The organism is Rhizobium sp. BK112 (assembly GCF_014193215.1).
GTDB classification, from domain to species: Bacteria; Pseudomonadota; Alphaproteobacteria; order Rhizobiales; family Rhizobiaceae; genus Rhizobium; species Rhizobium anhuiense.
Genome location: NZ_JACHYZ010000014.1, coordinates 23,168 through 49,308, shown reverse-complemented (window position 1 = coordinate 49,308; position 26,141 = coordinate 23,168). Strand labels below are relative to the sequence as shown.

Sequence of the window (26,141 nt, the reverse complement as noted above, 5' to 3'; positions counted from 1 at the left end):
GTAATATCCGCCACCTGAAGGAGAGACGGGGTCACTCTCCGTGCAGAACGCCCATGATTTGAGTGTGAAGCGCGGCATTTGCAGCAGCGACGATACCGCCGCCCTGCTCGGCGGGCCCCCCATCCCAGTCGGTCACAACGCCGCCCGCCTGTTCAATGATCGGGACGAGCGCGACGATGTCGTAGGGATAAAGGCCAGCTTCGACAACGCAGTCAATCTGGCCTGCTGCAAGCATGCAATAGGCATAGCAATCCGTTCCATAACGAGCCAAACGGACCTTTTTCTCAAGCTGGTCGTAGCGTGCTCTGCGGGCCGCTTCGAAGATGGCAGGCGTAGTCGTAAACAGCGTCGCCTCAGAGAGGTCCTTCGTGGCGCTGGTTGAGAGCTGCGCCTGACCATGCGGACCCTCATAAAAAGCACCGTTGCCGGTGGCATAGAACAACTCGCCGATAAAGGGCTGCGCCATCATGCCGGCAACTGCGCCACCATCCTTGGTCAGGCCAACAAGAGTCCCCCAGAGCGGGATACCTGATATGAATGACCTTGTTCCGTCGATCGGGTCGATGACCCAGACCAGGCGAGCATCCGCACCTTCATTGCCGAATTCTTCGCCCAGAATGCCGTGATCCGGGTACTCGGTACGAATGAGCTTTCGAATGGCTTTTTCTGTTTCCCGGTCGGCTTCGGTGACCGGATCGAACCCTCCGGCGGCCTTGTTGACAACCGCGCCTGGCAATCGAAACCGCGGCAATGCCTCACGCCTCGCTACAACTGCCAGGCGGCGAAAAAAATCGGGCGAGACCAGGTTTTCGTTGGTTTGAATAGGCATGTGTCAGACCGCCTTCAGCCACTGCGACCATAGCGGATTGCTCATCACGAAACGTGCCCGCATATGTTTCCAGAATCCATATTTGAAAAAGTCGAAATCCAGACGTGAGACTTCGTTCTGCACCATGGCCCAAGTCGCCCATTTGAGGTCGACGAGCGCCTTGAATAGTGAGATCCGCGCCAGGATGCTCGGGTCCGCCCGACCATAATATTCCTCGATCAGTTCCTTCTCGATCTCGGGCGAGAAGCACATCTCGCAGAACCAGAGCGCCAGTTCGGCAGCGCGATCATTGGTCGACGCGTATTCGAAATCGACGAGCATGACCCGGCGATCGGAATGGAGGAGGAAATTGCCAGCCAGCGTATCGTTCATGCACGGTGCCAGATCGAGACCTGACGCCTCCAGTGCGCTGCGCGCCTCGCGATAGCGCGCGTTCATCCAGCCGAAGTCGCTCGGAAATTCGCCGCCCAGATCCAGAGCCTGCTGGAAATGTTCGTCGATCATGTCGAAGGTTGTCTTTTGCTGCGAAAGCGGGGCGGTATCGTTGAAGGCTTTCAGCGCGCGAAGACCATTCAGGCGTATGACCGGATCCAGGAAATCGGCATTGGTTGATGTTCTCAGCCCTTCGACGAATTCACTCACCTCGACCCCGGTTTCGGGGAAGAAGTCGATGATCCGGGCCCCGACGCCCGCTTCATGCGCCTTGCGGCCCGCTTCGTTCGCCGTTCTTCGGTCGATGAACATTTCGGTTCCAGCACCGGGAATCTTCACGAAGAAGCTGTGTGGCGCACCGAAGACGTAGACGCGCCAATTGGGGTTGCTGATGCCGCCGGGCACCGGTTCGTAGGAAACATCGAGGCCCCGCCAATCCGCCACGGCTGCGATCGCCTGCTCGATCGCCCGTTCCGCCTGCGACGCGCCTTCGCCTAATCTGCGTCTCATCGCTTTCTCCGTCAGACCTGTTTCAGCCATGTCTCGAAGCGTGGTCCTTCGATGACCGTGCGGGCTCTCAGAAGCCGCCATTCGGCATATTTGAAGAATTCAACATGCTTGCGTGGCGAGTGGGCGGCATTGATGAAGCCCCAAAGCGCCCACATGAGATCGTCGGCCGCACCGTAGAGACGGCCGCGTGCAAGCACACCCGCATCCGGCTTTCCGGTTGCGATCTCGATCGCCAAGAGCGCGTCGCCATCGAAGGGGAGGAGTTCGGCCAGCACGGTTCCGATATCGTACGCGGGGTCCGCCTGGCGCGCCCACTCGAAATCGACCAGCCGAACTCCGTCGTCCGGCCCGACCATGACGTTCGACGAGGCGCCGTCCGCATGGCATGGGACCGTATCGACACCCGCGGCGCCGATGGCGCCGGCAATCCGCTGGACAGCAGCCGATACCGTGAATACCGGCGCTGGCAGGAGGACACCCGGTCCTTCGGCAACTTGCCGGTAGGCGGCAATGAGATCGAAAACGCTGCGTACTTCCGCAAGCGGCTGCGCTTTCTGGAAGGTGCGTTTCGCCGTCAGAAGATTTTCGAGAACCCGCGGGCGGCGAAGGACATCGGCATGGCCCCAGTCCCATTCATCATCAAGCGCCTCGAATACCAGGACGCCGCCCTCGGGATCGGCCTGGATGAGTCGCGGGGCAATGCCCAGTTCGCCCGCCTTACGGCTGGCCTCCACAACGCCGTCCAGCGCGATAAATTGGGACATGTCATCGTGGAGACGTTTGACGAAGAACCGCGGCTGATTAGCCTTGCTTGCAAAAAAGCAGAGATTTTCGACAGCGCGGTGAATGGGCGACACAACCCCGCCAATCGGAGCAGAGAGGCTCGCGCCGGAAAGGCCGACAGCTTCGAGCGCACCCTGAATTAAAACATCATCCTGCATGAAACTCTCCCTCAACGAGGTGGCGAAGCGTGGTCGTCAGCACCGTCAGACCAGCCTGCACGTCCTCCGGCTCGGTCAGTTCGTCGGGATGATGGGCAATGCCATCGACGCTCGCAATGAAGATCAGGGCGGACGGGATGCCGCCGTTTTGCAGGGCAACGGCATCATGGCCTGCGACGGAACGCATGGTCAACGGCTCGAAACCGCAAGAGCGCGCCGCCCGGTCGACAAGCGCCATCAGCCGGCCATCCATGCTGGCAGGATCTCGCAAAGTATCGGCGACGATTTCCAGCTGCGTGCCCGTATCGGCTGCCGCCTTTCGAAGCGCGGCAAGGGCGAGTTCGCCGGCTGCGTCCAGTTCGGACACGTCAGGCCCCCTGAGCTCGAACCAGACAGTCGCTCGATCGACCACAACGTTCGGCGAGTTGGGCTCGACCACGAGGCGCGCCGCCGATCGATGGAGGTGGGGATAGCTCGCCGCGACAACAGCCTCGAAGGCGGCAATCCCTCGCGCCGCGGCAAGAAGCGCATCGCGGCGATCGGCCATCGGCGTCGGGCCGGTATGCGACGCGCGCCCGATCCAGCGCACGGTCGTCTTGCGCGCCGCCCAGGTTCCTTCGACGATGCCGATGCGTCGGCCCGCTTCGAGAAGTTTCCGTCCCTGCTCGACATGCAATTCGACGTAGGCTTTGGGGGAGGGGGGAACAGTTCCTGTCCTGCCGTTGATACCTATGGCCGCGAGGGCGTCCTTGAGGGATATGCCGTCACCATCGCGCAGTTCAAGTACATCATCGAGTGCCAGTGCGCCGGAATAGACCGCGCTGCCGGTCAGGCTCGGTTGATAGCGAGCACCTTCCTCGTTTGTCCAGTTGACGACCGCGAGGTTATAGCGCGGCTTGCAACGCCCACGGAGAACCTCGGCGTGAATTTCGAGTGCCGCCTGTCCGGCGGCCAGCACACCAAGGGTGCCGTCGAAACGGCCGCCTCTCGGCTGGGTGTCGAGATGGGAGCCCGCAAAAATCCAGGGGGCGTCCTGACCGGCCCATTCGAAGCAGGCGAACTGGTTGCCAATCGCATCGTGCGCGAGCTGTATGGCTGCCTGCTCCATCCACACGGCAAAAACGCCTCGCGCCATGCCGTCCTCGGCGCTTGCCGCCAAACGTGTGACACCTACTCCAGGCTCAGCGCCGATGGCAGAGATCCGGTCGAAGATCGCATCGAAATCGTTACGCGGGATTGTCCCTGCATCAAGCATGAATAATCTCCAATTCTTCAGCCCGAACGGCGCCAAGGATATCTTCCGGCGGACGCCGGTCTGTAACGAGCGTGCCGATTTCTTCGAATGGAGCGGTGATCACATTGCCGACCCTTCCAAACTTGGAATGATCGGCCAGCATGACGCTTCGTGACGATCTTCTGATCAGGATCTGGCGAATTCGCGCCTCGTCCTCTTCATAGTCCATGAACCCATATTCCACATTGATCGCCGCTGCGCCCATAAAGACCATGTCGAAGTGAAACTGCTGGATGTAAGACAGCGTGTCGTAGCCCACCAGGTCCTGTTCGATCGGCCGCAGATTTCCGGGCGTCACGTGCACGCTCACGCCGAAATGTTGGCAGGCCGCTTGCGCGATCATCAGGGAATTCGTGTAGAGCCGCAGCTTTTTGAAGCCGATCAGCCGGCGAGCAAGCGCAAGTGTCGTCGTGCCCGTATCAAGGAAGATCACACAGTCGTCATTGATCAGGTTACGCGCCACGCCGGCGACCGCATCCTTTTCGACCGAGTTGAGCTTGATGCGCTCGGTGATCGGCGTGTCGGCCGTACGACCTGCTGGAATTGCGCCGCCATGCACGCGCCGCACGGCACCTTCTGCTTCGAGGTTCTTCAGATCGCGGCGAATGGTTTCACCCGAGACACCGAATTCGGCAGATAGCTCGACAACGCTGACGCGTTGATCACGGCCGAGGCGCTCCAGGATGATCTCCTTGCGGATCTCACTGGACATGGACCGCCTCGTCCTCGTGCCGATGCAGGCAGGCTGCGTAGTTGCCGCCCTCGGAACCCTGCAGCATCGGATCGGTCTTTTCGCAATCGGTCTGCGCGCGCGGGCAGCGCGAGCGGAACGAGCAGCCGACAGGTAGATGAATAGGGCTCGGTGGCTCGCCATCCAAGAGATATTCCGCGCCCGGGAAACGGTTTTCCTCCAACGTTGGCATGGCGCTGAGCAGCGCCCGCGTGTACGGGTGTTGGGGATGTTCGAAAAGGGTTTTATTGTCCGCCAGTTCGACGATGCGCCCAAGATACATGACCGCAACGCGGTGACAGATCCGACGGACCAGCGCCAGGTCGTGAGATATGAAAATATAGGAAAACCCGTGCGCCGCCTGAAGCCGTTTGAAGAGATCGAGAAGCTCGGCCTGCTCGACCTGGTCAAGTGCCGACAAGGTCTCGTCAAGGATTAACAGACGCGGCTTGAGCACCAGCGCCCGGGCAATGTTGATGCGCTGGCGCTGACCGGCGCTAAGGCCCACCGGCAATCGATCGGCAAGTTCCGCATGAAGACCCACTTCGCGCATGGCTTCCCGCGCGCGTTGCTCCGCATCGCGCCGGCCGACCCCGTGGATTAGAAGCGGCTCTTCGATCATGCGGATGATCGACATGCCCGCCGGTAGCGATCCGTAGGGATCCTGCAACAGCAGTTGGAACGATTTGCGCATCTCGGTCAGCGAACGAGCGGAGAGACTCGAGAGGTTTTTCCCTAGGAACGCAATGCGTCCGGCGTTCGGCTGTTCGAGCCACGCAAGCAGGCGCGTAAGCGTGGATTTGCCGCAACCGCTTTCACCGACAATGCCAAAATTTTCGCCTGCCTTGACGGTAAAGGACACGTCTCGTACGGCCTTGACTTCGTTGAATGCATTGAACGCATCGCGCCGGCGTACCCTATAGGTTCGTGTTGCATTCTCGACAGTCAGGACAGCCTCACCGTTTTTTGCTTCCGGTGCCGATACGTTCTTCCATATCGATGGAATGCGGGAAAGAAGCACGCGCGTATAGGCCTGCTGCGGATCGGCAGTAATATCGGCAGTCTTGCCCTGTTCGACGATGCGGCCGCCTTGCATAACGAGCGTTCGCTCGGCGATCTGTGACACCACGGGTAACGACGAAGAGATAAACAGGAATGCCGTATCGAGGCTTTCCCTGAGATTGTCGATGAGCCTGATAATCTGGGCAGCGACCGTAACGTCGAGCGGCTGCGTAATATTGTCCGCAATGACAAGCGATGGCTCGGAAACGAGCGCATCGACGATCATTACACGCTGCATCATGCCGCCGGAGAATTGGAAGGGTGCCTCATGGAAACGAGAGCGCGGCGAGGGAATATGCACCCGGCCAAGTAGATCGAGAACCTTTTCCTTAGCTTCCGCCTTACCGATATCAGGCCGGACAGATCGAAGCTTCTCGATGATCTGATGGCCGATTGGCAGCCGCGGATCGAGCGAGCCCATGGGGTTTGCACCAATGAAGCCAATGCGGTTCCCTCTGATCGACCTGAGCCCCCGGGCATCGAGCGAGAGGACATCTTTTCCTTCGAAGATCACCTTCCCCGAAGAGATTTCAAGTGGTGCGTGGATGGAGTTCACCATTGCGCGCGCAAGCACCGACTTGCCCGATCCGGCCTCGCCGACAAGGCCGAGGACTTCGCCTGGCTGGAGGGAAAAGCCCACATTGTCGACGATGCGCCTTTTGCTGCCATCGCGCAGGAGATCGACTGAGAGATTGGAGACAGTGAGAATTGGATCGCTCATTACGCATCCCCTCTCAGAACCGCATTGCGCGCGCGCTCCAATGCCGAACCCATCAGATTGAGGCAGGTCAGCGATATCAGCATGAACAGACCGGGCATCGTCGCGATCCACCAAGCGTTCAGCAAATACTTTCGTGAATCCGCAATCACGTTCCCGAATGTTGGTGTCGGCGGCTGAACCCCGAGACCGAGAAAGCCGAGGATCGACTCGAAGATCATCATGCGGGCGATGTCGAGAACCGCAACGAACGCGATCGGCGGGAGCACAACGGGAGCCACGAAGAGGAGCATGATTCGGAGATCGGATGCGCCGAGCACACGCTCGCCGAGAACGTAACCACGGCTGCGCTCGCCGAGAGCAACTGAACGGGCGACACGCGCATAGAGCGGCCATCCTGAAAGACCAAGCACGAGGATGATCGCAGGCACTGTTGGGCGGGACACACCAAGGATCGTGATGGCAAGAATGATCATGGGAATTGAGAGCTGAGCATCGGTCAGTCGCATGATGACCGTATCAAGCCAACCGCCACGAAAACCGGCAAGAAGACCGAGACTGCAGCCTACGATGAACATGAGGATCACGGTCGTCGCGCCGATGAACAGCGAATAACCCAGTCCGACGAGACAGCGCATGAGGACGTCCCGGCCGAGCTGATCGGTACCGAGCACGTACGGCCATTGCCAGCCTTCGGAAGGGAAGGGTGGGACGAACTTGTGGCTGTACGCCATCTTGAGCGGATCAACCGAACTGATAAATGGCAAGAGAATCGCAAGTCCAAGCAGCAATCCGAAGCCAATGAGGCCAATGCGAAAGTCGAGGCGCGCCACGGCAATCTGCAACATGCGCCGGGTCGGTGTGGTGCCCCGCTTGACGATGGTGCGCTCGCCGGCGCTCTGTTCTACGATATCGGTCATCTTAATATTCCAGTCTCGGATCGATAGTCATCGCGATAAGATCGACCAGGATGTTGATCACCACGAACATCACGGAAATGAAAATCGCGACGCCCTGTATGAGCGGAAAGTCGCGCTGTTGAACGGCATTGATCGTCAAGAGCCCCAAGCCGGGATAGTCAAAGATGAACTCGACCACCAGAACGCCGCCCAGAAGCATGCCGAGTTGTACGCCGAGCAGGTTGATCAGCGGGACCGCCGAGTTGCCAAGCACATGCGAGAAGATGGTGCGTCCACGGCTGAGCCCTCTCACCGGGGCAAGCTGAATGAAGTCCTCGCGCAACACCTGCGCAACAGAAACGGTCAGCGTACGCAGGATGAAAGGCGCAATCTCCACCGCCAGCACGATTGCCGGGAGAATGGTGTACTCGAAGCCGTTATACCCGATCGCAGGCAGTATCCTGAGTTTCACCGAGAGAAAAAGCGTCAGAACAATTCCAAGCCAGAAATTCGGCGTCGAGACGAAGATCGACCCCAATGCGAGGGCGAGTTTGTCAGGCCAGCGGCCCTGATAGAGCCCGCCGGCGAGGCCCAGTGGAACAGCAACGAGCAAGGCGATGACCAATGCGACGGCAGCGAGTTGCAGGGTCATTGGCAATGTGCCGAGAATAAGGTCGAGAACTCTCGCCCGCTCTTCCCGTGTCGGGTCGTTGTAGGCCGAACCGGCCAGGCTTGCACCGCTCTTCGGCCTGACGAACGACGTGCCGAGATCACCGGTCGCCAAATGGCCAAGATAGGATACAAATTGCAGCGGTATGGCCCGATCAAGACCAAGTTCCTTTGCCTTCATCGCCACCACCGCATCGGGGGCCATGCCGCCCACGATAAGGCGCGCGGGGTCACCCGGCACCACACGCAACAACGTGAAGATGATGAATATGACGAGAAGGATGATCAGGCTTCCCTGCAGAAGCCGTCTCAACAGGAATGATAGAAGAAACATGAACTTACCCTAGTCTGTCGGGGAAGGCGGCCGCAGCGAGGCAGCGGCCGCAGCGGTGGATCAGGCCAATGTCGCCTTATTGGCGTCCATCATACCATTCGGATAGATGTACAGACCACTTAAGCCATCACGCATGCCGTGTATGAAAACCGACGTGAAGAGAGAGAACGAAGGCGTTTTGGTCGCCAGCAACGGCATCAGCTCGGTCTGAATGACCTTCTTGCGCTCCTCGGGCTTCGAGGCGTTGCGCTCCTTATCGAGGGCAGCATCGATTTCCGGATCCTGGATGCCGCAGATGCGGTGCGTCGTCGAGTGGAAATGCGTGCGCAGCACGAGGTCCGGCTCCGGCGAACCGGTCGACCAGCCGCAGTCGATCATATGGCCAGGCCCGCCGCCGGGACGATCGTAGAGCGCGTCGCCCCAGGCCGCGACTTCCATGACGTTGAGCTTTACCGGGAAGCCCTGTTCCTGAAGCATGGCCGTGATGGCCTCGGCATATTCCTTCGTCTTCGGGTAGAAGCCCACCGATGTGATATATTCGAGTTCGGGCAGTCCTTCGCCCTTCGGGAAACCGGCTTCCGCCAAAAGCTTTTGGCACTGGTCCGGGTCGTACTTCGGATAGTTCGGGATATCGACATAGCCGAACTTGACCGGGGACACATAGCAGTTCGAGGCATGACCAGAAACGCCGAGAATATCGTCGATCACCGATCGGTCGATCGCGTGGCAGACGGCGCGACGCAGTCTCCAGTCGTTGAAGGGCGGCTTCGAGCAACGGAACCAGAGATACTTATTTTCGACCGAGATCGCCTTGTGAAGCTGGAAGCCTCCGGTCTTTTCGATCGTTTCGACCTGTTCCGCTTCAAGGCGTTCGATAAGGTCGGCTTCGCCGTTCAACAGTGCCAGTGTCCGGGTCGTCGCATCGCCGACAAAGCTGAAATTGATGCCGGGAATCGTCGGCTTGCCGAGGTAGAAATTATCGAAGGCCTCGAGGACGGTCGTGTTGCCGTCCTGTTTGACGAACTTGAATCCACCGGTGCCGTTCGGCCGGGCAGAGAGCGTCTTGGGGTCGGCAACGTCCTTTGCCGACATGATCGGCAGAAACGAGGAAAGGAACCAGAAAAGGCTTGCGGGGTAGCCGGCCTTGTCGGTTTTGACGCGCGCGACGTAATCGCTGACGACTTCGACTTCACATGGACCGGGATACCAGGCAGCCGGCCGGTCCGGGCGACTGGCATATTCGAACGTCGCCTTGACGTCTTCGGCGCTGAACGGCTTGCCGTCGTGAAACGTGACGCCTTCGCGCAGCTTGAATTCGAGCGTGTGCTCGTCGATCAGCTTCATCTCGGTCGCCAGTTCCATGACGAACTCGTCAGGTTTTTCCGGCGTCATCGGTGCGCGGGTCAGATAGCCGAACACAAAGCTTTCAAGGTTGATCTGCGCCAGCGTCGTATGAGACGAGGGGTCCCAATTGCCGGTCAGAGTTTCGGCCGAGAGAAATTTAAGAACCTTGTTTTCCGCGGCATTGGCCGGGTTGACCAGGAACTTGGTATTGAGAACAGGCATGCCGAGCGCGATGCCCGCAAGCGCCGAACTCTTTAAGAGTGATCTTCTATTGAACTCCATGACGACATCTCCACAGTTGATTTGCTGGGCGTTCCCCACCCCATCTTGTCGCCAGCAACGACAAGCGGAGGATTGTTGTTTTTGAAAAGATGGTCTTCGGCTTGCTGGCAGAACGCCATGACAAGTGCATCGGCGTGACGGCGGCCGACGACCTGCAGGCCAACGGGCAGCCCGTTGGCAGTCAGGCCGCAAGGCATCGATGCCGCCGGATTGCCGGAAAGATTGAACGGATATGTGAAGGGCGTCCAGCCCGTCCACGCGAGGACCTCCGAGGGCGACTGGAACCCTTCGGGCGCCTCCCGATCCGCCGAAAACGGCTCGACCGGGATAGTTGGCAAGAGGAGCAGGTCGATGTCTTCGAAGAGTGCGTGTACGCGACCAGCAAATTCCGCGCGCGCTTTCGCGGCCGAAAGATAATCATTGAGATTGTAGCCCGCCGAAGCTTCGACAAGGGCGCGGAAACCGCTGCCGAAATCGGACAGGTCGGACTGGGAGCCATAGGCGACGCCCCGGCCGGCAACCCAAAGGGTCTCGAAGATCCGGATCGGATCTTCCCAGTCCGGGGAAACCGAACGAACATCGATTGTGAGTGCCTGCGTGAGGGTATCGACTGCTTCGCGCACGACCCGATCGATTTCCGGCGCGACTTTGAACCCAAAGAGGCTTGGAGCAAAACCAATCCGCAGCGACTTTGTCGATCGCGTTTCGGTGTAATCGGCTTCGTCGTCCGGCAGCGCCTGATGGTCTCGCGGATCGGGCCCCTTGGCGATGTTGAACAAGAAAGCGCTATCCTTTGCCGAGACGCTCATCGGGCCAGCGTGGGACAACATCTCCGTCGCGCTCCAGGGCCATGCCGGAACGCGCCCCAGCGAGCCTTTCATGGCGAACACACCGCAGAATGCCGCCGGGATGCGCACGGAACCACCACCGTCGGACCCCAATGTGAAGGGAACCATCCGAGCCGCGAGCGCAGCACCCGAACCGGAGCTCGAACCACCACTGGTGAGCTTAGGGTCCCAGGGATTGCGTGTCGGACCATAGAATTCGGAAAAGCCGGAACCGGACCACCCCATTTCGGTGGTCGTCGTCTTGCCGATGATAATAGATCCGGCGTCAATCATCCGCTGGACGATCGGCGCCGTCGCCTTGGGAGCGAAATCCTTATAGGCATGAGATCCGCGCTGGCAGAGCTGCCCTTCGACAAAGAAGAGATCCTTGACGCCCATCGGGATACCGTGGAGAGGGCCGCGGAACCGACCTTCGGCTGCTTCGCGATCGCAGGCTCGCGCCTCGTCAAGAGCCTGTTCTTCAAACACCTGACTGAAGGCATTTACGATGGGGTTCAGCCGCGCGATGCGCGCCAGGCATTCCTTAACGAGCGCTTCGGACGTGAGCTTGCCGGAAGCGATTGCTGAGCTGAGCGAAAGAACTGAAAAATCCACGATTGTGATCTCCTTAGAATGTGGATTTATGTTGATTTATTGCGTTTGTCAACACGTCAGCGAGGGTATTTTGTGTTTCACGAGATGAAGATCGATAGCCCACCCCGAGAAGTCGGGAAGGGCAAGCACCGGTACACGCGACGGATAAATACATCTAGGAAGAGATAATACCGCGCAAAAAGGCATTACATGCAGGCATTTTCCTAGCAATTAGCAATTCCGCCAAACTCCACAGTACGAACTTTTGACCGCGCCTAGCTTCAGGCGTCACTTAGAAATTAGACAACGTTGGTTATGTTGACTTTGTGTTGCGTTTATTGTTTTTGTTGATATGATGTGGAAATCAACGGAGGGATTCATGCAGGAATATCAACTTCTGAGCCCGGCGGAGTCACCAGTTGCGATCGAAAACGCCGCTGGGTCGGGGGATATCGTTATTATCTGCGAGCATGCATCGAGAGCCATCCCTGCCAAGCTCGGCGATCTCGGTCTGGATGCAGCGGCGCTCGAAAGTCATATCGCTTGGGACCCTGGCGCGTTGGAGCTTTCGCGGTGCCTATCCGCTTCGCTCGATGCTTGCCTCTATGTCCAGCGATTTTCGCGCCTTGTGTATGACTGCAATCGCCCGCCGGAAGCCCCCTCCGCAATGATAGAGAAGAGCGAAATCTACGACGTCCCTGGCAACAAGAACATCGCGCCAACTGAGCGCCAAGCGCGTGTGGACGAAATCTACTTGCCCTTCCGAGACGGCCTTTCCTCGCTACTTTCCTCACGGGCGGCTGCAGGGCGACATTCGGTTCTGGTCACCGTCCACAGCTATACGCCGGTCTATTTCGGCAAGAAGCGCGATGTCGAAATCGGTATCTTGCACGACAGCGACAGCCGTCTGGCAGACGCAATGCTGTCAGAGGCGCAGTCTCGTCATCAAGAATTCCTGATCCTGCGGAACCAACCATACAGCCCTGTGGATGGCGTCACTCACACGCTTGTGGAGCATGCGATCGCGCGAGGCTTACCGAACGTTATGATCGAGGTCCGCAACGATCTTCTCACAGATAGCCAACGCCTGCCACAAGTCGCGGCATACCTCTCGTCACTGATCGAAGCTGCCGTTAACGCTGTTCGTCCAGAGCGCGAGAACGAAGCCATTCTGGCTTCTGCCTTGATTGCCGCCGAGGCGGCGATCAAGGCCTGACTCGAAAACCGTCCAAATCGCGGCAGGCAACTCCGCTTTCCATTCTGAGGCATCTTCATGAGCTCAACATATACATTTGACGATCTAAAACAGGATGTGGCCGAAGGCCGTATCGATACCGTTCTCACCTGTCTCGTCGACATGCAGGGACGCCTCATGGGCAAGCGCTTTCACGCCCAATTCTTCCTGGACGGTGCCTACGAAGAAACGCACAGCTGCAATTACCTGCTCGCGACGGACCTCGAAATGGAAACCGTGCCCGGCTTTAAATCCACGAGTTGGGCATCCGGTTATGGCGACTATACGATGAAGCCTGACCTTTCGACTTTGCGCAAGGTGCCCTGGCTCGAGGGCACCGCTCTGGTGCTCTGCGACGTCCTCGACCACAATACCCACGAAGAGGTGCCGCACTCGCCGCGCGCCGTCCTTAAGAAGCAGGTCAAGCGTCTTGAGGCTATGGGCCTCAAACCTTTTATGGCGACCGAACTGGAGTTCTATCTTTTCGACCAGACATTCGAAAGCGCGCAGGCGGCCGGCTACCGCGATCTTCGTCCAGCCGGAAGCTATAATGAGGACTATCACATCTTCCAGACGACCAAGGAAGAGGAGGTGATGAGGGCATTGCGGAACGGCCTACAGGGCGCCGGAATCCCGGTGGAGAATTCCAAGGGCGAGGCGTCGCCCGGCCAGGAAGAGATCAATGTCCGCTATGCCGATGCGCTTGTGATGGCCGACCGGCATGTGATTATCAAGAACGCATGCAAGGAAATCGCCTGGCAGCGCGGCAAGTCTGTCACCTTCCTTGCGAAATGGAACGGTAATTCCGCTGGCTCCTCATCGCACATCCACCAGTCGCTCTGGAGCCTGGACGGCAAAGAGCCGAAGTTCTTCGAAAAATCGGCCAAGTTTGGCATGTCTGAGCTGATGCGCAATTATGTGGCCGGGCTCCTCGCACACGCCAGTGAAACTACCTATTTCCTGGCACCTTACATCAATTCCTACAAACGCTTCGTCGCCGGTACGTTCGCCCCAACCAAGGCGATTTGGTCTAAGGATAACCGGACGGCTGGCTACAGACTGTGCGGCGAGGGCAGCAAAGGCATTCGTATCGAGTGCCGCGTCGGCGGATCTGACATTAACCCGTATCTTGGCATGGCAGCACTGATTGCAGCCGGTATCGATGGGATCGAGAACAACCTAGAGCTCGAAGCCCCCTTCGTCGGCGATGCCTATAGCGGCAAGGACATTCGTGAAATTCCGAAGACCCTGCGCGACGCTGCCAAGTCCATGTCAAACTCGAAGATGCTGCGCAGCGCGTTCGGAGACGACGTTATTGACCACTACACGCGTGCGGCGGAATGGGAGCAGGAAGAATACGATCGGCGCATCACCGACTGGGAGGTGGCTCGCGGTTTCGAGAGGGCTTAGCCCAACAGCGACCGTCGCTCCTGACGAGAGTCATTCAAATCCGAATCAAAATTCACAACTGGGAACCTGATCATGCCAATGATCCAATGCATATCGCCGGTCGACGGATCGGTTTACGCGGAGCGTCCGCCGCTGCCGCTCCAGGCTGCGAAGGAAGCCGTGGCGCGGGCGCGCAAGGCACAGAAGGCCTGGGCGAAGCGTTCGCTCGAAGACCGCATTCAGATGGTGCTGAAGGGTGTCGCGCGTCTCAACGAGATGTCCGACGTCGTCGTGCCCGAGATCGCCTGGCAGATGGGCCGTCCGATCCGCTATGGCGGCGAGTATAAGGGCTTCAACGAGCGCTCCAACTATGTCGCCTCGATCGCGGCCGATGCGCTGGGGCCTCTTGTCGTAGAGGAGAGCGAGCGGTTCGAACGTCGCATCGAGCGCGAACCACATGGCGTCGTCTTCGTCGTCGCGCCCTGGAACTATCCCTATATGACGGCGATAAACACGATCGCGCCGGCGCTGATGGCCGGCAATACGGTGGTGCTGAAACACGCCTCGCAGACGCTGCTGGTCGGCGAGCGGCTGGTACAGGCCTTCGTCGAGGCCGGCGTGCCGGAGGATGTATTCCAGAACGTGTTCCTCGATCACGAAACGACCTCGGCGCTGATTGCCGCCGGCAGCTTCAATTTCGTCAACTTCACCGGATCGGTCGAAGGCGGGCGTTCGATGGAGCGTGCCGCCGCCGGCACCTTCACCGGCCTCGGTCTTGAACTCGGCGGCAAGGATCCGGGTTACGTAATGGAGGACGCCGATCTCGAGGCGGCCGTCGATACGCTGATGGACGGCGCGACCTATAATTCCGGCCAGTGCTGCTGCGGCATCGAGCGCGTCTATGTGCACGAATCCCTCTATGACGCCTTTGTCGAGAAGTCGGTCGCCTGGGTGTCGAACTACAAGCTCGGCAATCCGCTCGATCCCGAGACTTCGCTCGGCCCAATGGCCAACAAGCGTTTCGCCAAGGTGGTGCGCGAGCAGATCGCCGATGCGGTCTCCAAGGGCGCCAAGGCGCTTGTCGACCCGAAGCTCTTTCCGCAGGATGACGGCGGCGCCTATCTCGCGCCGCAGATCCTCGTTGATGTCGACCATTCCTTGGCCTTCATGCGTGAAGAGACGTTCGGTCCGGCGGTCGGCATCATGAAGGTGAAGAACGACGAGGAAGCGCTTGCCCTGATGAACGACAGCCGCTACGGGCTGACCGCCTCGCTCTGGACGAGGGATGCCGAACGGGCAGCGCGGCTCGGCCGCGAGATCGAAACCGGCACCGTCTTCATGAACCGCGCGGACTATCTCGATCCGGCGCTCTGCTGGACCGGCGTCAAGGAGACCGGCCGCGGCGGCTCGCTGTCGATCATCGGCTTCCAGAATCTGACGCGTCCGAAATCCTACCACCTGAAGAAAGTCACAGCATGAGCAGCAGCAACATCACCGCAAACTGGAGCTATCCGACATCGGTCAAGCTCGGCCGGGGCCGCATCAAGGAGTTGCCCGACGCCTGCAAGAGCCTCGGCATGAAAAAGCCGCTGCTCGTCACCGATCGCGGCCTCGCATCGATGGCGATCACCAAGAATGCGCTCGACATTCTGGAGGACGCCGGTCTTGGCCGGGCGATCTTCGCCGAGGTCGATCCGAACCCGAACGAGAAGAACCTCGATGCCGGTGTCAGGGCGTTCCGAGACGGCGGTCATGACGGCGTCGTCGCCTTCGGCGGCGGCTCGGGCCTCGATCTCGGCAAGTGCGTCGCCTTCATGGTCGGCCAGACGCGGCCGGTGTGGGATTTCGAGGATATCGGCGACTGGTGGACGCGGGCGAGCCTCGAAGGCATCGCGCCGATCGTCGCCGTGCCGACGACGGCCGGCACCGGCTCGGAAGTCGGCCGCGCCAGCGTCATCACCAATTCCGAAACGCATGTGAAGAAGATCATCTTCCATCCGAAGTTCTTGCCCGGCGTTGTGATTTCCGATCCGGAGCTGACGGTCGGCATGCCGAAGATCATCACGGCCGGCACCGGCATGGATGCCTTCGCCCATTGCCTGGAGGCCTATTCCTCGCCCTTCTATCATCCGATGTCGGCCGGCATCGCGCTGGAAGGCATGCGGCTTGTCAAGGAGTTCCTGCCGCGCGCCTATAAGGAAGGCACCGATCTCGAAGCCCGCGCCAACATGATGGCAGCCGCCGCCATGGGCGCGGTCGCTTTCCAGAAAGGGCTCGGCGCCATTCATGCGCTGTCGCATCCGATCGGCGCGGTCTACAACACCCATCACGGCATGACCAATGCGGTTGTCATGCCGGCGGTGCTGCGCTTCAACCGCGCCGCGATCGAGGAGAAGATCGGCCGGGCTGCCGCCTATCTCGGCATTTCCGGCGGTTTCGACGGCTTCTACGACTATGTGCTGAAGCTTCGCTCCGACCTCGGCGTACCGGAAACTCTGACAGCAATGGGAATCGCCGCAGACCGCATCGACGAATTGTCGGCCATGGCAATCGAAGATCCGAGCGCCGGCGGCAACCCTGTTGTGATGACCCTCGAAAATACCAAGGCGCTGTTCAAGGACTGCTTCTGAACCAGATACGGCTTCCCCAACTGGCCCGGAAAAAACAGGTCTTTTCCGGGCCCTTTTTTAAGTTCGAACAATGACTTTCCTGACAGTCCTACCAGGGCAGGGCGATACGGCGCTCCTGGACCAGGCGGACGGAAAAACTGAGGATTTCCAAGGCATGTTGACAATTAAGCGGCTGGCGCTTGCGGATGCCAAACTGCTCATCGAAGGCGCCGCTATCAGAGCAAAGGATATCGGCGTCCCGATGTGCATTGCGGTCACTGATGAGTCCGGGCAACTGATCGCTTTCGAACGCATGGATGGTGGCAAGATAACAAGTGCGATCATCGCTCAAGACAAAGCCTACACGGCTGCTGGCGCCAAGCGCACGACTGAAAGCTACGGAACTGCCAGCCAGCCAGGTTCACCGGCCTATGGGATCAACTCGGCAATCGGTGGTCGATTGATGGTAGTTGCAGGCGGTCTGCCAGTCATTGTGGACGGCGAGGTTGTCGGTGCCATCGGACTTAGCTCAGGAACCCCGGCCCAGGATACTGAGTGTGCGCAAGCCGGCATCGAACACCTCCTAAAATGCCACAAGTGACTCACATTCCACCGATGCTGCGGTGAATAACCGACAGACGCAAACCGGTACCATCACCTGATTTCGCGGGACGAATGGCGAGGGTTGGCGACGTTGGTTTCCGCAAGACGAGATCTTTGCGGCAGGCAAGCTTCCTCGCAAGCTTCGGTGGCAAGATACTACGGTCGTGCAGGAGAGATGGCGCGTTGCGCCACGCCGAAGGAGCAACCCCCCAGGAAACTCTCAGGTAAAGAAGACTGCAGGCTCGATTACAATCTGGAGAGAGGCACGGCGTGTGTCCACCGAAGGGGACCCTCAGGAGAGGGAGAAGCTCTCAGGTAAAAAGACAGATGGGGGCTATGGGACTGGCAAACGTTCCCGAACCAATGTTGGAGAGAATACGTGCCCCACATCGTCGTTTTGGGCGCTGGAATTACCGGCGTCACCACCGCTTATGCCCTGTCCCGCCGCGGATTTGATGTCACTGTCATCGATCGGCATCGCTACCCCGCGATGGAAACCTCCTTCGCGAACGGGGGGCAACTGTCCGCGAGCAACGCTGAAGTCTGGAATCACTGGTCTACGGTTGCCAAAGGCATCAAGTGGATGCTGAAGAGCGATGCTCCTTTGCTCCTCAACCCGACGCCCAGTTGGCACAAATATTCATGGATGGGGGAGTTTCTTGGCAACATTGGCAACTACCGATCAAATACGATAGAGACAACCCGATTGGCGATTGCGGCTCGCAAACATATGTTCGAGATCGCCGACGAAGAAGAGATTGAGTTCGACCTCGAGAAGCGCGGAATTCTGCACGTCTACTACGACAAAGCCAGCTTCGATCACGCCTCACAGGTAAATGCGATGTTGGTCCAAGCCGGGCTCGATCGCAAACCGGTGACGGCCAGTGAGATCCGGACGATTGAACCTGCGTTGGTGGGGGATTTTTTCGGGGGGTTCTTTACGCCCTCGGACTCGACAGGCGACATTCACAAATTCACCCGAGGCCTTGCGGCAGCCTGCGTCAAACGCGGTGTGAAATTCGTGTTTGATGCAAATGTCGATCGGCTCGTTTCGCAAGGCGGCGTGAAGGTCATCTGGAAACCGACGGGTTCGGAGGACGGGAAGCAAAGCATCATTGACGCAGATTCACTGGTGATATGTGCTGGTGTCGCTAGCCGGCGTTTTGCCGATATGCTCGGTGACCGCATCAACGTCTACCCGGTAAAGGGATATTCGATCACCGTCCATCTCGATGATCGCGAGAGCCAGAGCGGCGCGCCCTGGACGAGCCTGCTCGACGATCGCGCAAAGATCGTCACGAGCCGTCTCGGGGTCGATCGGTTCCGCGTGGCAGGAACAGCAGAATTCAATGGCGTGAACCGTGATATCCGGCAGGACCGCATCAATCCATTGACCGAATGGGTGAGAACGCTGTTTCCCAAAGTTGCGACGTCACGCGTCGTTCCGTGGGCGGGTCTGCGTCCAATGATGCCGAACATGATGCCGAGGGTCAGGTCAGGAAGCAGGCCGGGGGTGTTTTATAATACCGGTCATGGCCACCTTGGTTGGACGCTTTCAGCGGCCACCGCGGAGTTGGTAGCCGAAATGATCCTGAAACATAAGACAAAAGTCGCATGACATCGAATAGGAGAGGTGGGTGGCGACCTTTCCGAGCGTCCGCAAGATGCATGGGCCAAGGGTGATTGTCTTTCACCTCGAGATCCTCGGCCCTATCGTAGAGGCTGCTCGGCATGTTCTGGATGCAGATGGGCATCAGAACCGGTTTGGTGGCTGCGGAAGTCATGGGAGGCGGCTCCTCGGATTTAGGGCGAGCGGGGACACAGCAGCCCAACGTGGAATGATGGCATCGCGGACAGACGATCCGGGGCAGCGCTGCGACGGAACGATTGTCCACAAACAGGCGAAGCCGTCATGGCTTGCCGCAAAGGGTCTTGCGCTCGGATTCCGTCAGGCTGCTGGGCATCCAGAATTTCTCGTTGAGATCATCGCGAAAGTTCGCTTTCGCCTTCGCGATGTCCCAGCCGTCAGGTTCATAGACGTAGCGCTTATGGAGTGCCTTGCCCTCAAGGAGGGCAACAGCGGCGCGTACAGCGGCGGCTCCTTGCTCGGGACCGTACTCGGTCGCGACAGCATCGACCCCGCTATCGATCCATTGCTTGAGAAAGCCGTTATTCGCTTCACCAGTGATCGGCGAATTTTGGCGCCGTACTTTTGGAACACATCGATGCATGCCCGGCTCATGTCGGCTCCAGATGACCAGATGCCGTCAACCGCCGGATTTTCGAGATAGAATGTCTCACAAACCTTGTGGCCGTAGTCGTAACTCCAAAGACCGGCGTCTTCGGCGACGATCTTGATATCGTTCCCTTTATCGCCTCGAGCAAACCCTTATACCGATTGATGTCTTCCGGGCGGGTCGGAAGACCACGCAAGACCCAGATATTGCCTTTTCCACCCAGTTCTTTCGCCAGGAAGTCGCCCGAGACCTTCCCGAAATTCTCCCCGCCACCCTGGATGTCGACCGTGAACTTGTCGGTCTCGGTTAGGCCGGTGTGCACGATCACCGGAATTCCGGCGGCGACGGCCTTTTCAATACCGGCATCGGCGGAAGTGGGCGACACCGGGGTCACGATGATGGCATCGACCTTCTGTGCGATCAGTTCCTCGATATCGGAGATCTGTTTGGCCTGGCTAAGATTGGCGTCAAGAAGCACGAATTGCGAGATACGTGGGTCGGCTTTCACGACCGCCTGCGCTTCCGCCGCCATCTGCGTTGCCCAGGTATTGGCATTCACGCCAAAATGGCTCATGCCGATTTTCCAGGGGCTCGCCTTCTTGAATTGATCGGCCGGAACAGTTTGCTCGTCGCCAGGGCGGGCAACGACACCGGACATCAAGTCGACGTCTTCGGCGTACGCGACATGACCGAGAAATAATACCGTCGAGCAGAACAAACACCGCAATATGTGGCTTCGGATGGTGAATATGCGCTTTCTGTGTCCCGTGATTAGGTAATGGTCAGACGGCGGGCGCCGCATAAGGTGATTCAGGATTGCCGAAATTGCTGAGAAGGCTTCTTGCGATGCCCTGTCGAGGGATTTTGGCTATTCAGTTTTCTTCGTTGCGGTCTCTGTCTGATAGGCCAGAATTGCCGCTTGGGTCCGTTCGGCCTGCTGCAAGAGATTGACCAAGATCTCGCCGGCGCGGAGATACCGGTCAGCTTCTGACTCCGGGCTTCCATCGGATGGGCTGACATGCGCACCAACCCTCCGCTCCCTGGGGAAATGAACGATTTCGGCCATGACTGAGCTTTCCTTCTTCCGCCGACCAAAACGCAGCCGGGCAAAAATGTGCCCTCAAAACGTCTTATTGAAATAGTTATTCATAGAGAATGAATATTAGATTAACCCTGTTTTGAGCTCTGTCAGCGCCGCGTCTCGACGTTGGCGGGTTGCAAGCTCCGAACTTTGGGGAGGACTAAAACAGGGATGGGTCCGCAGTCGGCGCTAGCGACGGGCCAAATGAAGTCGGGTGCTGGCATCCGCGTGAGTGGTGAATCTTGCGCCGGCAATTCGAACGAGCGAGATCTTTCGCCGCCTTGGAGTAATCTTAAATTCGCCAGCGCAAGGGCGCTGCGGTCATCTCAGCAAAAATGCGGCAAATCGGAAAGGTTGCCCCGGGTCGCTGCGCACATCCCACGATAAAGGTTGCAGCGCTTCACTGGCGTACCTTTGCCAGCGCCTCCGTTGCCGCTTTTGCCTCCAATGTGAGAAGTGCGGTCTCCAGGCTCTTCTCGATCTTATTTGCGGTGGTTCCTTCAAGCAAAGCGATTTCGGCGATGGTCCTGCATTGAGAAACCCATCGCAGGCACATCATTCCGAGTGGCGAAAGCATCCGCGTTTCCATGACAAAATCTCCAATTGCGTGTTATGTTATATCCGCAGCAACCATTAAGCTTCATTATGGAACTCATATCCGCAAGCTCAGCAAAAGATGGCCAATAAAGGATCTTGCAAACGATAGCGGCACCACGCGCAAATAGCCGGCTGTCCTGCCTCCGCCCAATAACGGGAAAGTTCCTTTGTCGTCGCGCCACATCGAACGAGTGTGGCGATGGTCGAGGCCAATTTTGACTACGCAACCGCACAGCTCAATCGCTCAGTAATCGTGGGACTTTCCTCGTCACGCAGACGGAATTGGTAAAGAAGCTTGCGAAGATCTTCTGCTTCTACGGCGACGGATTTCACGATGTGGTTTGTCGCTTCGACCATTATGCCATTTTGCTGTGTAATTTTGTCGATCAATCCAACCGCGGCATTGGTTTCCTGAATACTCGCATTCTGGGCGTTCGCACCCTCTGCGATTGAATCAATATTCATGGCGATCGAGGACACGCTTCCCATAATTTCATTGAGCCGCTCCTGCGCCGCCTTAACGAGTTCCGCACCATGGACGACGTTTCTTCTTGACTCCGAGACGAGATTGCGGATTTCCAGCACCGACGACCCGGCCTTTTGAGCTAACTCGCGGACCTCGTGCGCGACAACTGCAAAGCCTTTTCCGCTTTCACCAGCCCGCGCCGCTTCCACACCAGCATTCAAAGCAAGAAGGTTTGTCTGAAACGCGATGCCCTCAATCATGTCAGCGATCGTCGAAATTTTCAGGGATGATTTTTCGATTTGGTTCATGGCATCAACAGCCTGGACGACAACCTCTCCGGACTTTTGGATCTGTTCGTTTGCGCGCTGTGCAGCTTGAGATACATCTGCGGCCAACTGGCTTCCATTGATTGCGACCGTCACGATTTCGTTGAGCGCGGCTGATGTCTCTTCTACCGACGCAGCCTGCTGTTCCGTGCGCTTCGCAAGGTCATTGGTATCGGTCTGCAAATCCAGCATATCCTGGCTTATGAGCGTGGCTTTATCATTGGCCTCCTTCAAGGTCGCGCCAAGTCTTTCCATCGACAGGTTGAAATCAAGCCGGAGTTGATCCAGTTCCTGCTTGAACGGTTGCTGCAAGCGGACTGCGAGATCGCCTTCCGCGACCTTGCGCAGGCCGAGCGCGAGCGCCTGCACGGCATACCGTGTCGTCTCTGCATCCTCTTGTTTTTCTGCCTGGATTGTCCGCTGCTGTTCGGCCGCAAGCGTGCGCGCCTCGCCGGCCTCGTGCTCCGCTGCGAGCTTCTTCTGAGCGTTTTCCCGGAAGATTTTCAGGGCTCGGGCCATTTCGCCGATCTCATCTTTTCTATGTGCCCCGGTGACGTCGATCGATAAGTCCCCACCCGCGAGCTTCATCATCAGTTGCGTCAGCGCCTGGATTGGGGTCTTGAGCGCAAAGATGAGCAGGATTCCTGCCGCCATACCGACGAGAAGAGCGGTGATCGACGCAACGATCGACAGTGTCTGCGCTTGTGCCTGAACGGCTGCGGCACCTTCCCGTTGCTGGTCTGCAAAACGAACGATGCTTTCCCAGGCCTTATTTATGTCCGCAGCGATGGCTCCATAGGACCGACGCCTGTCTTCAGCGACCCTGACCAGAGCGCTTGCCTGATGGTCGAAATCCCGCATCAGCACACTCGACTGCGTCACAAGTCCAGTGATGCCGGGCCTCAAAGCCGACAATGGCCGGTACTGCGAAAGGTAAAAGCCCGCACCTTTGATTCTGCCTTGGAACTTCTGCAAACTTGCGTCATCTGGCTGCGCAAGAAAGTCAGCGGCTGATAGACGTAATTCGAGAAGTGCGCCCTCCATTTTCTGGCTCAGTTGAGCGGTTTTCTTCACATCGGTGGGACTTGTCTCGCCGATCATCGTAACCTGGCCCAACATATTGGCCCTGATTTGGAGGAGCGTCCTCAATCCGTCGATAATCGTGCGACGCGCACTTTCTTCACCAAGCTGCAACACCCAAAGCTGGTAAATCTTGGCCTGCATGAAGATGGTGATGGTTCTGGCTTCACGCAGATCGGCCATCTCTTGCGGCAGAGAGGCGAGCATCATGTTCTTTTCGAGCTGGAGAATTTGTTCTCCAAGCAACCGCTTCACCGCATCGCGATTGACATGATCGGATTTTTCGAGAAATCCCGCCATTTTTTCATAGGTCTGCTTATAGCCACCGAGCGTGACGATACCGGCATTCGTCCCGTGCAGACGATCGTTCAACATGGATCCCGCGACGGCATTGACGACGGCGAGCGAAATCATGCCCAGGAGCAGCGGCATGACAATCAGGACGATTTTGGTCTGAATTCGACCTTTTTCCAAGAGATTGCCAAAGGCCATATTCTTTTCCTAACAAAAGTATTGGCTCGCGCCTTTTGGAACCGCTAGATCAGGCGTTGTTCGAGCGACGTCGCAAAATCGAGCATGGTGGCTTCGTATCCGCGGCGACCGACGATCTGCAGGCTCGGCGGCGGCATCGCAGATTGCTTCTTCATCGGCATTGTCAGGGCTGGGTGACCTGTATGATTGAACAGGCAGGTCTGGCGGACCAATGCGAGCGTGAAATCGAGTTCCTCACCTGACACGCACAATTTGGCCGCGTCCTTGCGCGGATGCAGGACCGATAATGTGGGCGTCAAAATGAGATCGACGTCGTCAAGAATGTGATCGATCGAGCGGGTGAAGAAGGTACGTTGCTCGCAGGCACTGATATAGCTGCCAACTTGCATTCTACCCGCGGCTTCGAACCATTCCTGGGCCATGATGGGGTAGTTCGAAATGTCCTTGCCGAAATGAGCCCGGTGATACGCTGCACCTTCCACGAAAAAGATGCGCCCATGCATCTCCAGTATCTCATCCAGATGCGGAAGCTGAATTTCCCTGACGGTTGTTCCGGTCCGGGCAAGACGATCCAATACAGCGGCGAAATCATCGGCAATGACGCAATCTGCGTCACTTATCCAGCGCCGATCGAAACCGACGGATCGTACATAGCCAATTTTGGTGCCTCTTTCGGAAAGTGCGTTCCACATGAGACGCACGTCTTCCACGGTCGTTGCCATAGGACCGATATGATCAAGCGACGGAACCAGAGGATAGACGCCGTCTTTCGACCAGGCGCCAAAACTCGGCTTCAGTCCGACCGTCCCGCAACAGGCCGATGGAATCCGGACCGATCCTCCCGTATCTGTTCCGATAGCTCCAAGGCAGTAGCCGGCGGCAAGTGCTGCCGCCGAGCCGCCGCTCGATCCCCCAACAGTCAGCGCCGGGTCGCGTGGATGGGTGACTTCTACGGTCCGGACGCCAAAAGCCCCCGGATCGGAAACCGAAACGCCGAGAATGATGGCGCCTGCATCCCGCACACGCTTGACCACCGGCGCATCGCTAGTGGGAATATATCCTGCCCGGAACGGAAGGCCGGCCGAACAAGGAATGCCGGTCGTATCGCAGTTTTCCTTGATTACGACCGGCATACCAGCCAGAGGCGGTAATGGTCCGCCAGCCTCCAACCGCCTGTCTAACGTCCGTGCAGTGTCCAGCGCTTCCATAGCCGTCACGAAGCGAACGGCACCGATCACGGAATTACTCTCGGTGATACGCGCCAGGAACTGCGACGTCAGTTCCTCAAAGCTGACATCGCGACGACTAAGAGCGACGCTTGCCGTCGCCATGCTAGAAAGCGGAGTATTCATGGCATCTCCGCCCGATGCTCAAAGACTGCACTGGGCAATTTCCGGATCGATCTGGCCGTAGTTCTTGACAATGTCCCACTGGCCCTTGTCGTTTCCGCGTGCAAGCAGACTATTCGACCGCATGACGTTGTTCGCCGCAAAGTTCACCTTACCCTGGGGGGCATCGAACTCCACCTCGCGGAAGGCAGCCCTGATGGCTTCCGTCTCCGTCGTCCCGGCCTTCTCGACGGCAGCCTTGTAGAGATAGACTGCGTCGTAGGCAGCCTCGCCGATCGCGTTGATAGGCTTGTCTGCACCGAACATGTCGGCATAAGCCTTCTTGAATGCGGTGTTTCGTTCGCTTTCGAGACCCATAAAATAAGCCTGGTTCGAGAGCGCTCCGGCCGTCAATTCCGGGTGGAAGAAGGAAAAGGTTTCGTCCAGACCATTGGAAAACAGCTGCTGCTTAAAGCCGAAGCTCTTGTACTGCTTCAGGCAAGTGATCAGATCGTTGCCGGCAACCATGATCCAGACGAAATCCGGGTTTGCCGCCTTCAGCCGGTCAAAGACCGGGCCGAAATCCTGCGTACCGAACGGCAGGAATTCCGCGCCAAGCACCTTGCCGCCCTTCGCCTCGAGCGCGACCTGGACTTCCTCGGCGCTCTTGCGCGGCCAGACGTAATCCGAGCCGATGATGTAGGTCGTCTTTCCTTCGTTGGCGGTCAACCATTCGACAGACGGCACGATCTGCTGGTTCGGCACCTGGCCGGTCGAGAAGAAATAGGGCTCGCAGACGCCTCCCTCGTAATAAGTCGTGTACATCAAAAGTTTCTTCGCAGGCGTCGTGACGCTACGCGCGGCGACATGGGTCAGGCTCGCGATCAAGCCGATGATGGCATCGACCTCGTCGTCGTTGACGAGTTTTCTTGCCTTGTCGATAGCACCGCGGGTCGTTGTCTGGTCGTCCTCCACGGTGACATCGATCTGGCGTCCGGCAATACCACCGGCATTGTTGATCTCAGCGATCGCAAGGTTGAAGCAGTTGAGCTGGGTTTCGCCGAGGATGGTTTCCAAACCCGTCAAGCCTGACAGGAAACCGAGCTTGATCGGTCCCTCCTGCGCGCGCAGGATGCTCGGCAAGCCCAGAGACATCGAGGCGACCGCGGCTGCGCCCGCACCAAAGGTCTTCAGCGTCGCGCGGCGTGTAATCAATCTTGAAGTCATGTCATTC

Annotated in this window: 22 protein-coding genes and 1 riboswitch; of the genes, 6 read left to right on the top strand and 16 right to left on the bottom strand. The window is 58.2% G+C overall.

The window, feature by feature from the left end; genetic code table 11:
• Window positions 1–31: 31 nt before the first annotated feature.
• The 10 genes from hisN to FHT75_RS29390 are packed head-to-tail and all read right to left on the bottom strand — an operon-like array spanning window position 32 to window position 11,486.
• A complete protein-coding gene (hisN, locus tag FHT75_RS29435) occupies window positions 32–829 on the bottom strand; it encodes a histidinol-phosphatase (protein WP_183845343.1) in 798 nt (265 codons plus the stop codon).
• A gap of 3 nt (window positions 830–832) precedes the next feature.
• Complete coding sequence (locus FHT75_RS29430) at window positions 833–1,771, bottom strand: choline kinase family protein (protein WP_183845342.1); 939 nt, start codon at window positions 1,769–1,771, stop codon at window positions 833–835.
• Window positions 1,772–1,782: 11 nt separating this feature from the next.
• A complete protein-coding gene (locus FHT75_RS29425) occupies window positions 1,783–2,712 on the bottom strand; it encodes a phosphotransferase (protein WP_183845341.1) in 930 nt (309 codons plus the stop codon).
• A complete protein-coding gene (locus FHT75_RS29420) occupies window positions 2,702–3,967 on the bottom strand; it encodes a Zn-dependent hydrolase (protein WP_183845340.1) in 1,266 nt (421 codons plus the stop codon). Before FHT75_RS29420 ends, FHT75_RS29425 begins: the two co-directional genes overlap by 11 nt.
• The gene (locus tag FHT75_RS29415) at window positions 3,960–4,718 is read right to left on the bottom strand and encodes a DeoR/GlpR family DNA-binding transcription regulator (protein ID WP_183845339.1); all 759 of its coding nucleotides are present in this window, start codon (window positions 4,716–4,718) and stop codon (window positions 3,960–3,962) included. Before FHT75_RS29415 ends, FHT75_RS29420 begins: the two co-directional genes overlap by 8 nt.
• On the bottom strand, window positions 4,708–6,519 hold the full coding sequence (locus FHT75_RS29410; RefSeq protein WP_246712992.1) for an ABC transporter ATP-binding protein: 1,812 nt from the start codon (window positions 6,517–6,519) through the stop codon (window positions 4,708–4,710). The genes FHT75_RS29415 and FHT75_RS29410 overlap by 11 nt, the downstream gene beginning before the upstream one ends.
• Window positions 6,519–7,436 carry an ABC transporter permease gene (locus FHT75_RS29405; protein WP_183845337.1) on the bottom strand — a complete coding sequence of 306 codons (918 nt, stop codon included), beginning with the start codon at window positions 7,434–7,436 and terminating at the stop codon, window positions 6,519–6,521. Before FHT75_RS29405 ends, FHT75_RS29410 begins: the two co-directional genes overlap by 1 nt.
• Before the next feature lies 1 nt (window position 7,437).
• Window positions 7,438–8,418 carry an ABC transporter permease gene (locus FHT75_RS29400; protein WP_183845336.1) on the bottom strand — a complete coding sequence of 327 codons (981 nt, stop codon included), beginning with the start codon at window positions 8,416–8,418 and terminating at the stop codon, window positions 7,438–7,440.
• 60 nt (window positions 8,419–8,478) lie between these two features.
• Window positions 8,479–10,044 (bottom strand): ABC transporter substrate-binding protein, encoded by a 1,566-nt coding sequence (locus FHT75_RS29395; protein WP_183845335.1) that lies wholly within the window; start codon window positions 10,042–10,044, stop codon window positions 8,479–8,481.
• Window positions 10,017–11,486 (bottom strand): amidase, encoded by a 1,470-nt coding sequence (locus tag FHT75_RS29390; protein WP_210299130.1) that lies wholly within the window; start codon window positions 11,484–11,486, stop codon window positions 10,017–10,019. Before FHT75_RS29390 ends, FHT75_RS29395 begins: the two co-directional genes overlap by 28 nt.
• A gap of 358 nt (window positions 11,487–11,844) precedes the next feature.
• Here FHT75_RS29390 and FHT75_RS29385 point away from each other — a divergent pair, with 358 nt between their 5' ends.
• The 6 genes from FHT75_RS29385 to FHT75_RS29360 all read left to right on the top strand — a co-directional run bounded on the left by FHT75_RS29385 (window position 11,845) and on the right by FHT75_RS29360 (window position 18,918).
• Entirely contained in the window at window positions 11,845–12,681 is an 837-nt protein-coding gene (locus FHT75_RS29385; protein ID WP_183845334.1) for an N-formylglutamate amidohydrolase, read from the top strand.
• A 57-nt stretch (window positions 12,682–12,738) separates the two neighbouring features.
• Window positions 12,739–14,109, top strand: coding sequence for a glutamine synthetase family protein (locus FHT75_RS29380; protein WP_183845333.1), 1,371 nt, complete (start codon window positions 12,739–12,741; stop codon window positions 14,107–14,109).
• Between the two features lie 72 nt (window positions 14,110–14,181).
• Entirely contained in the window at window positions 14,182–15,567 is a 1,386-nt protein-coding gene (locus tag FHT75_RS29375; RefSeq protein ID WP_183845332.1) for an aldehyde dehydrogenase family protein, read from the top strand.
• Window positions 15,564–16,718 carry an iron-containing alcohol dehydrogenase gene (locus FHT75_RS29370; protein WP_183845331.1) on the top strand — a complete coding sequence of 385 codons (1,155 nt, stop codon included), beginning with the start codon at window positions 15,564–15,566 and terminating at the stop codon, window positions 16,716–16,718. Before FHT75_RS29375 ends, FHT75_RS29370 begins: the two co-directional genes overlap by 4 nt.
• Before the next feature lie 70 nt (window positions 16,719–16,788).
• The gene (locus tag FHT75_RS29365; RefSeq protein WP_312865386.1) at window positions 16,789–17,298 is read left to right on the top strand and encodes a heme-binding protein; all 510 of its coding nucleotides are present in this window, start codon (window positions 16,789–16,791) and stop codon (window positions 17,296–17,298) included.
• A gap of 159 nt (window positions 17,299–17,457) precedes the next feature.
• Window positions 17,458–17,547: riboswitch (glycine riboswitch) on the top strand.
• A 132-nt stretch (window positions 17,548–17,679) separates the two neighbouring features.
• Window positions 17,680–18,918, top strand: coding sequence for a D-amino acid dehydrogenase (locus FHT75_RS29360; RefSeq protein ID WP_183845330.1), 1,239 nt, complete (start codon window positions 17,680–17,682; stop codon window positions 18,916–18,918).
• Between the two features lie 292 nt (window positions 18,919–19,210).
• On the opposite strand, the gene FHT75_RS36020 is transcribed toward FHT75_RS29360, so the two are convergent.
• The 6 genes from FHT75_RS36020 to FHT75_RS29335 form a co-directional block, all read right to left on the bottom strand.
• The gene (locus FHT75_RS36020) at window positions 19,211–19,531 is read right to left on the bottom strand and encodes a hypothetical protein (RefSeq protein WP_246712986.1); all 321 of its coding nucleotides are present in this window, start codon (window positions 19,529–19,531) and stop codon (window positions 19,211–19,213) included.
• A 7-nt stretch (window positions 19,532–19,538) separates the two neighbouring features.
• Window positions 19,539–20,264 (bottom strand): substrate-binding domain-containing protein, encoded by a 726-nt coding sequence (locus FHT75_RS36015; protein WP_246712985.1) that lies wholly within the window; start codon window positions 20,262–20,264, stop codon window positions 19,539–19,541.
• A gap of 141 nt (window positions 20,265–20,405) precedes the next feature.
• On the bottom strand, window positions 20,406–20,603 hold the full coding sequence (locus FHT75_RS29350) for a hypothetical protein (RefSeq protein ID WP_183845329.1): 198 nt from the start codon (window positions 20,601–20,603) through the stop codon (window positions 20,406–20,408).
• An 831-nt stretch (window positions 20,604–21,434) separates the two neighbouring features.
• Window positions 21,435–23,579 carry a methyl-accepting chemotaxis protein gene (locus FHT75_RS29345; protein WP_183845328.1) on the bottom strand — a complete coding sequence of 715 codons (2,145 nt, stop codon included), beginning with the start codon at window positions 23,577–23,579 and terminating at the stop codon, window positions 21,435–21,437.
• A gap of 44 nt (window positions 23,580–23,623) precedes the next feature.
• Complete coding sequence (locus FHT75_RS29340; RefSeq protein ID WP_183845327.1) at window positions 23,624–24,931, bottom strand: amidase; 1,308 nt, start codon at window positions 24,929–24,931, stop codon at window positions 23,624–23,626.
• Between the two features lie 18 nt (window positions 24,932–24,949).
• Entirely contained in the window at window positions 24,950–26,134 is a 1,185-nt protein-coding gene (locus FHT75_RS29335; protein WP_183845326.1) for a substrate-binding protein, read from the bottom strand.
• Window positions 26,135–26,141 lie beyond the last annotated feature (7 nt).

Bases quoted from the DNA above. Each gene is read 5' to 3' on its own strand.
- hisN (WP_183845343.1), bottom strand. From the start codon at position 829: ATGCCTATTCAAACCAACGAAAACCTGGTCTCGCCCGATTTTTTTCGC.
- FHT75_RS29430 (WP_183845342.1), bottom strand. From the start codon at position 1,771: ATGAGACGCAGATTAGGCGAAGGCGCGTCGCAGGCGGAACGGGCGATC.
- FHT75_RS29425 (WP_183845341.1), bottom strand. From the start codon at position 2,712: ATGCAGGATGATGTTTTAATTCAGGGTGCGCTCGAAGCTGTCGGCCTT.
- FHT75_RS29420 (WP_183845340.1), bottom strand. From the start codon at position 3,967: ATGCTTGATGCAGGGACAATCCCGCGTAACGATTTCGATGCGATCTTC.
- FHT75_RS29415 (WP_183845339.1), bottom strand. From the start codon at position 4,718: ATGTCCAGTGAGATCCGCAAGGAGATCATCCTGGAGCGCCTCGGCCGT.
- FHT75_RS29410 (WP_246712992.1), bottom strand. From the start codon at position 6,519: ATGAGCGATCCAATTCTCACTGTCTCCAATCTCTCAGTCGATCTCCTG.
- FHT75_RS29405 (WP_183845337.1), bottom strand. From the start codon at position 7,436: ATGACCGATATCGTAGAACAGAGCGCCGGCGAGCGCACCATCGTCAAG.
- FHT75_RS29400 (WP_183845336.1), bottom strand. From the start codon at position 8,418: ATGTTTCTTCTATCATTCCTGTTGAGACGGCTTCTGCAGGGAAGCCTG.
- FHT75_RS29395 (WP_183845335.1), bottom strand. From the start codon at position 10,044: ATGGAGTTCAATAGAAGATCACTCTTAAAGAGTTCGGCGCTTGCGGGC.
- FHT75_RS29385 (WP_183845334.1), top strand. From the start codon at position 11,845: ATGCAGGAATATCAACTTCTGAGCCCGGCGGAGTCACCAGTTGCGATC.
- FHT75_RS29380 (WP_183845333.1), top strand. From the start codon at position 12,739: ATGAGCTCAACATATACATTTGACGATCTAAAACAGGATGTGGCCGAA.
- FHT75_RS29375 (WP_183845332.1), top strand. From the start codon at position 14,182: ATGCCAATGATCCAATGCATATCGCCGGTCGACGGATCGGTTTACGCG.
- FHT75_RS29370 (WP_183845331.1), top strand. From the start codon at position 15,564: ATGAGCAGCAGCAACATCACCGCAAACTGGAGCTATCCGACATCGGTC.
- FHT75_RS29365 (WP_312865386.1), top strand. From the start codon at position 16,789: ATGACTTTCCTGACAGTCCTACCAGGGCAGGGCGATACGGCGCTCCTG.
- FHT75_RS36020 (WP_246712986.1), bottom strand. From the start codon at position 19,531: ATGCATCGATGTGTTCCAAAAGTACGGCGCCAAAATTCGCCGATCACT.
- FHT75_RS29350 (WP_183845329.1), bottom strand. From the start codon at position 20,603: ATGGCCGAAATCGTTCATTTCCCCAGGGAGCGGAGGGTTGGTGCGCAT.
- FHT75_RS29345 (WP_183845328.1), bottom strand. From the start codon at position 23,579: ATGGCCTTTGGCAATCTCTTGGAAAAAGGTCGAATTCAGACCAAAATC.
- FHT75_RS29340 (WP_183845327.1), bottom strand. From the start codon at position 24,931: ATGAATACTCCGCTTTCTAGCATGGCGACGGCAAGCGTCGCTCTTAGT.
- FHT75_RS29335 (WP_183845326.1), bottom strand. From the start codon at position 26,134: ATGACTTCAAGATTGATTACACGCCGCGCGACGCTGAAGACCTTTGGT.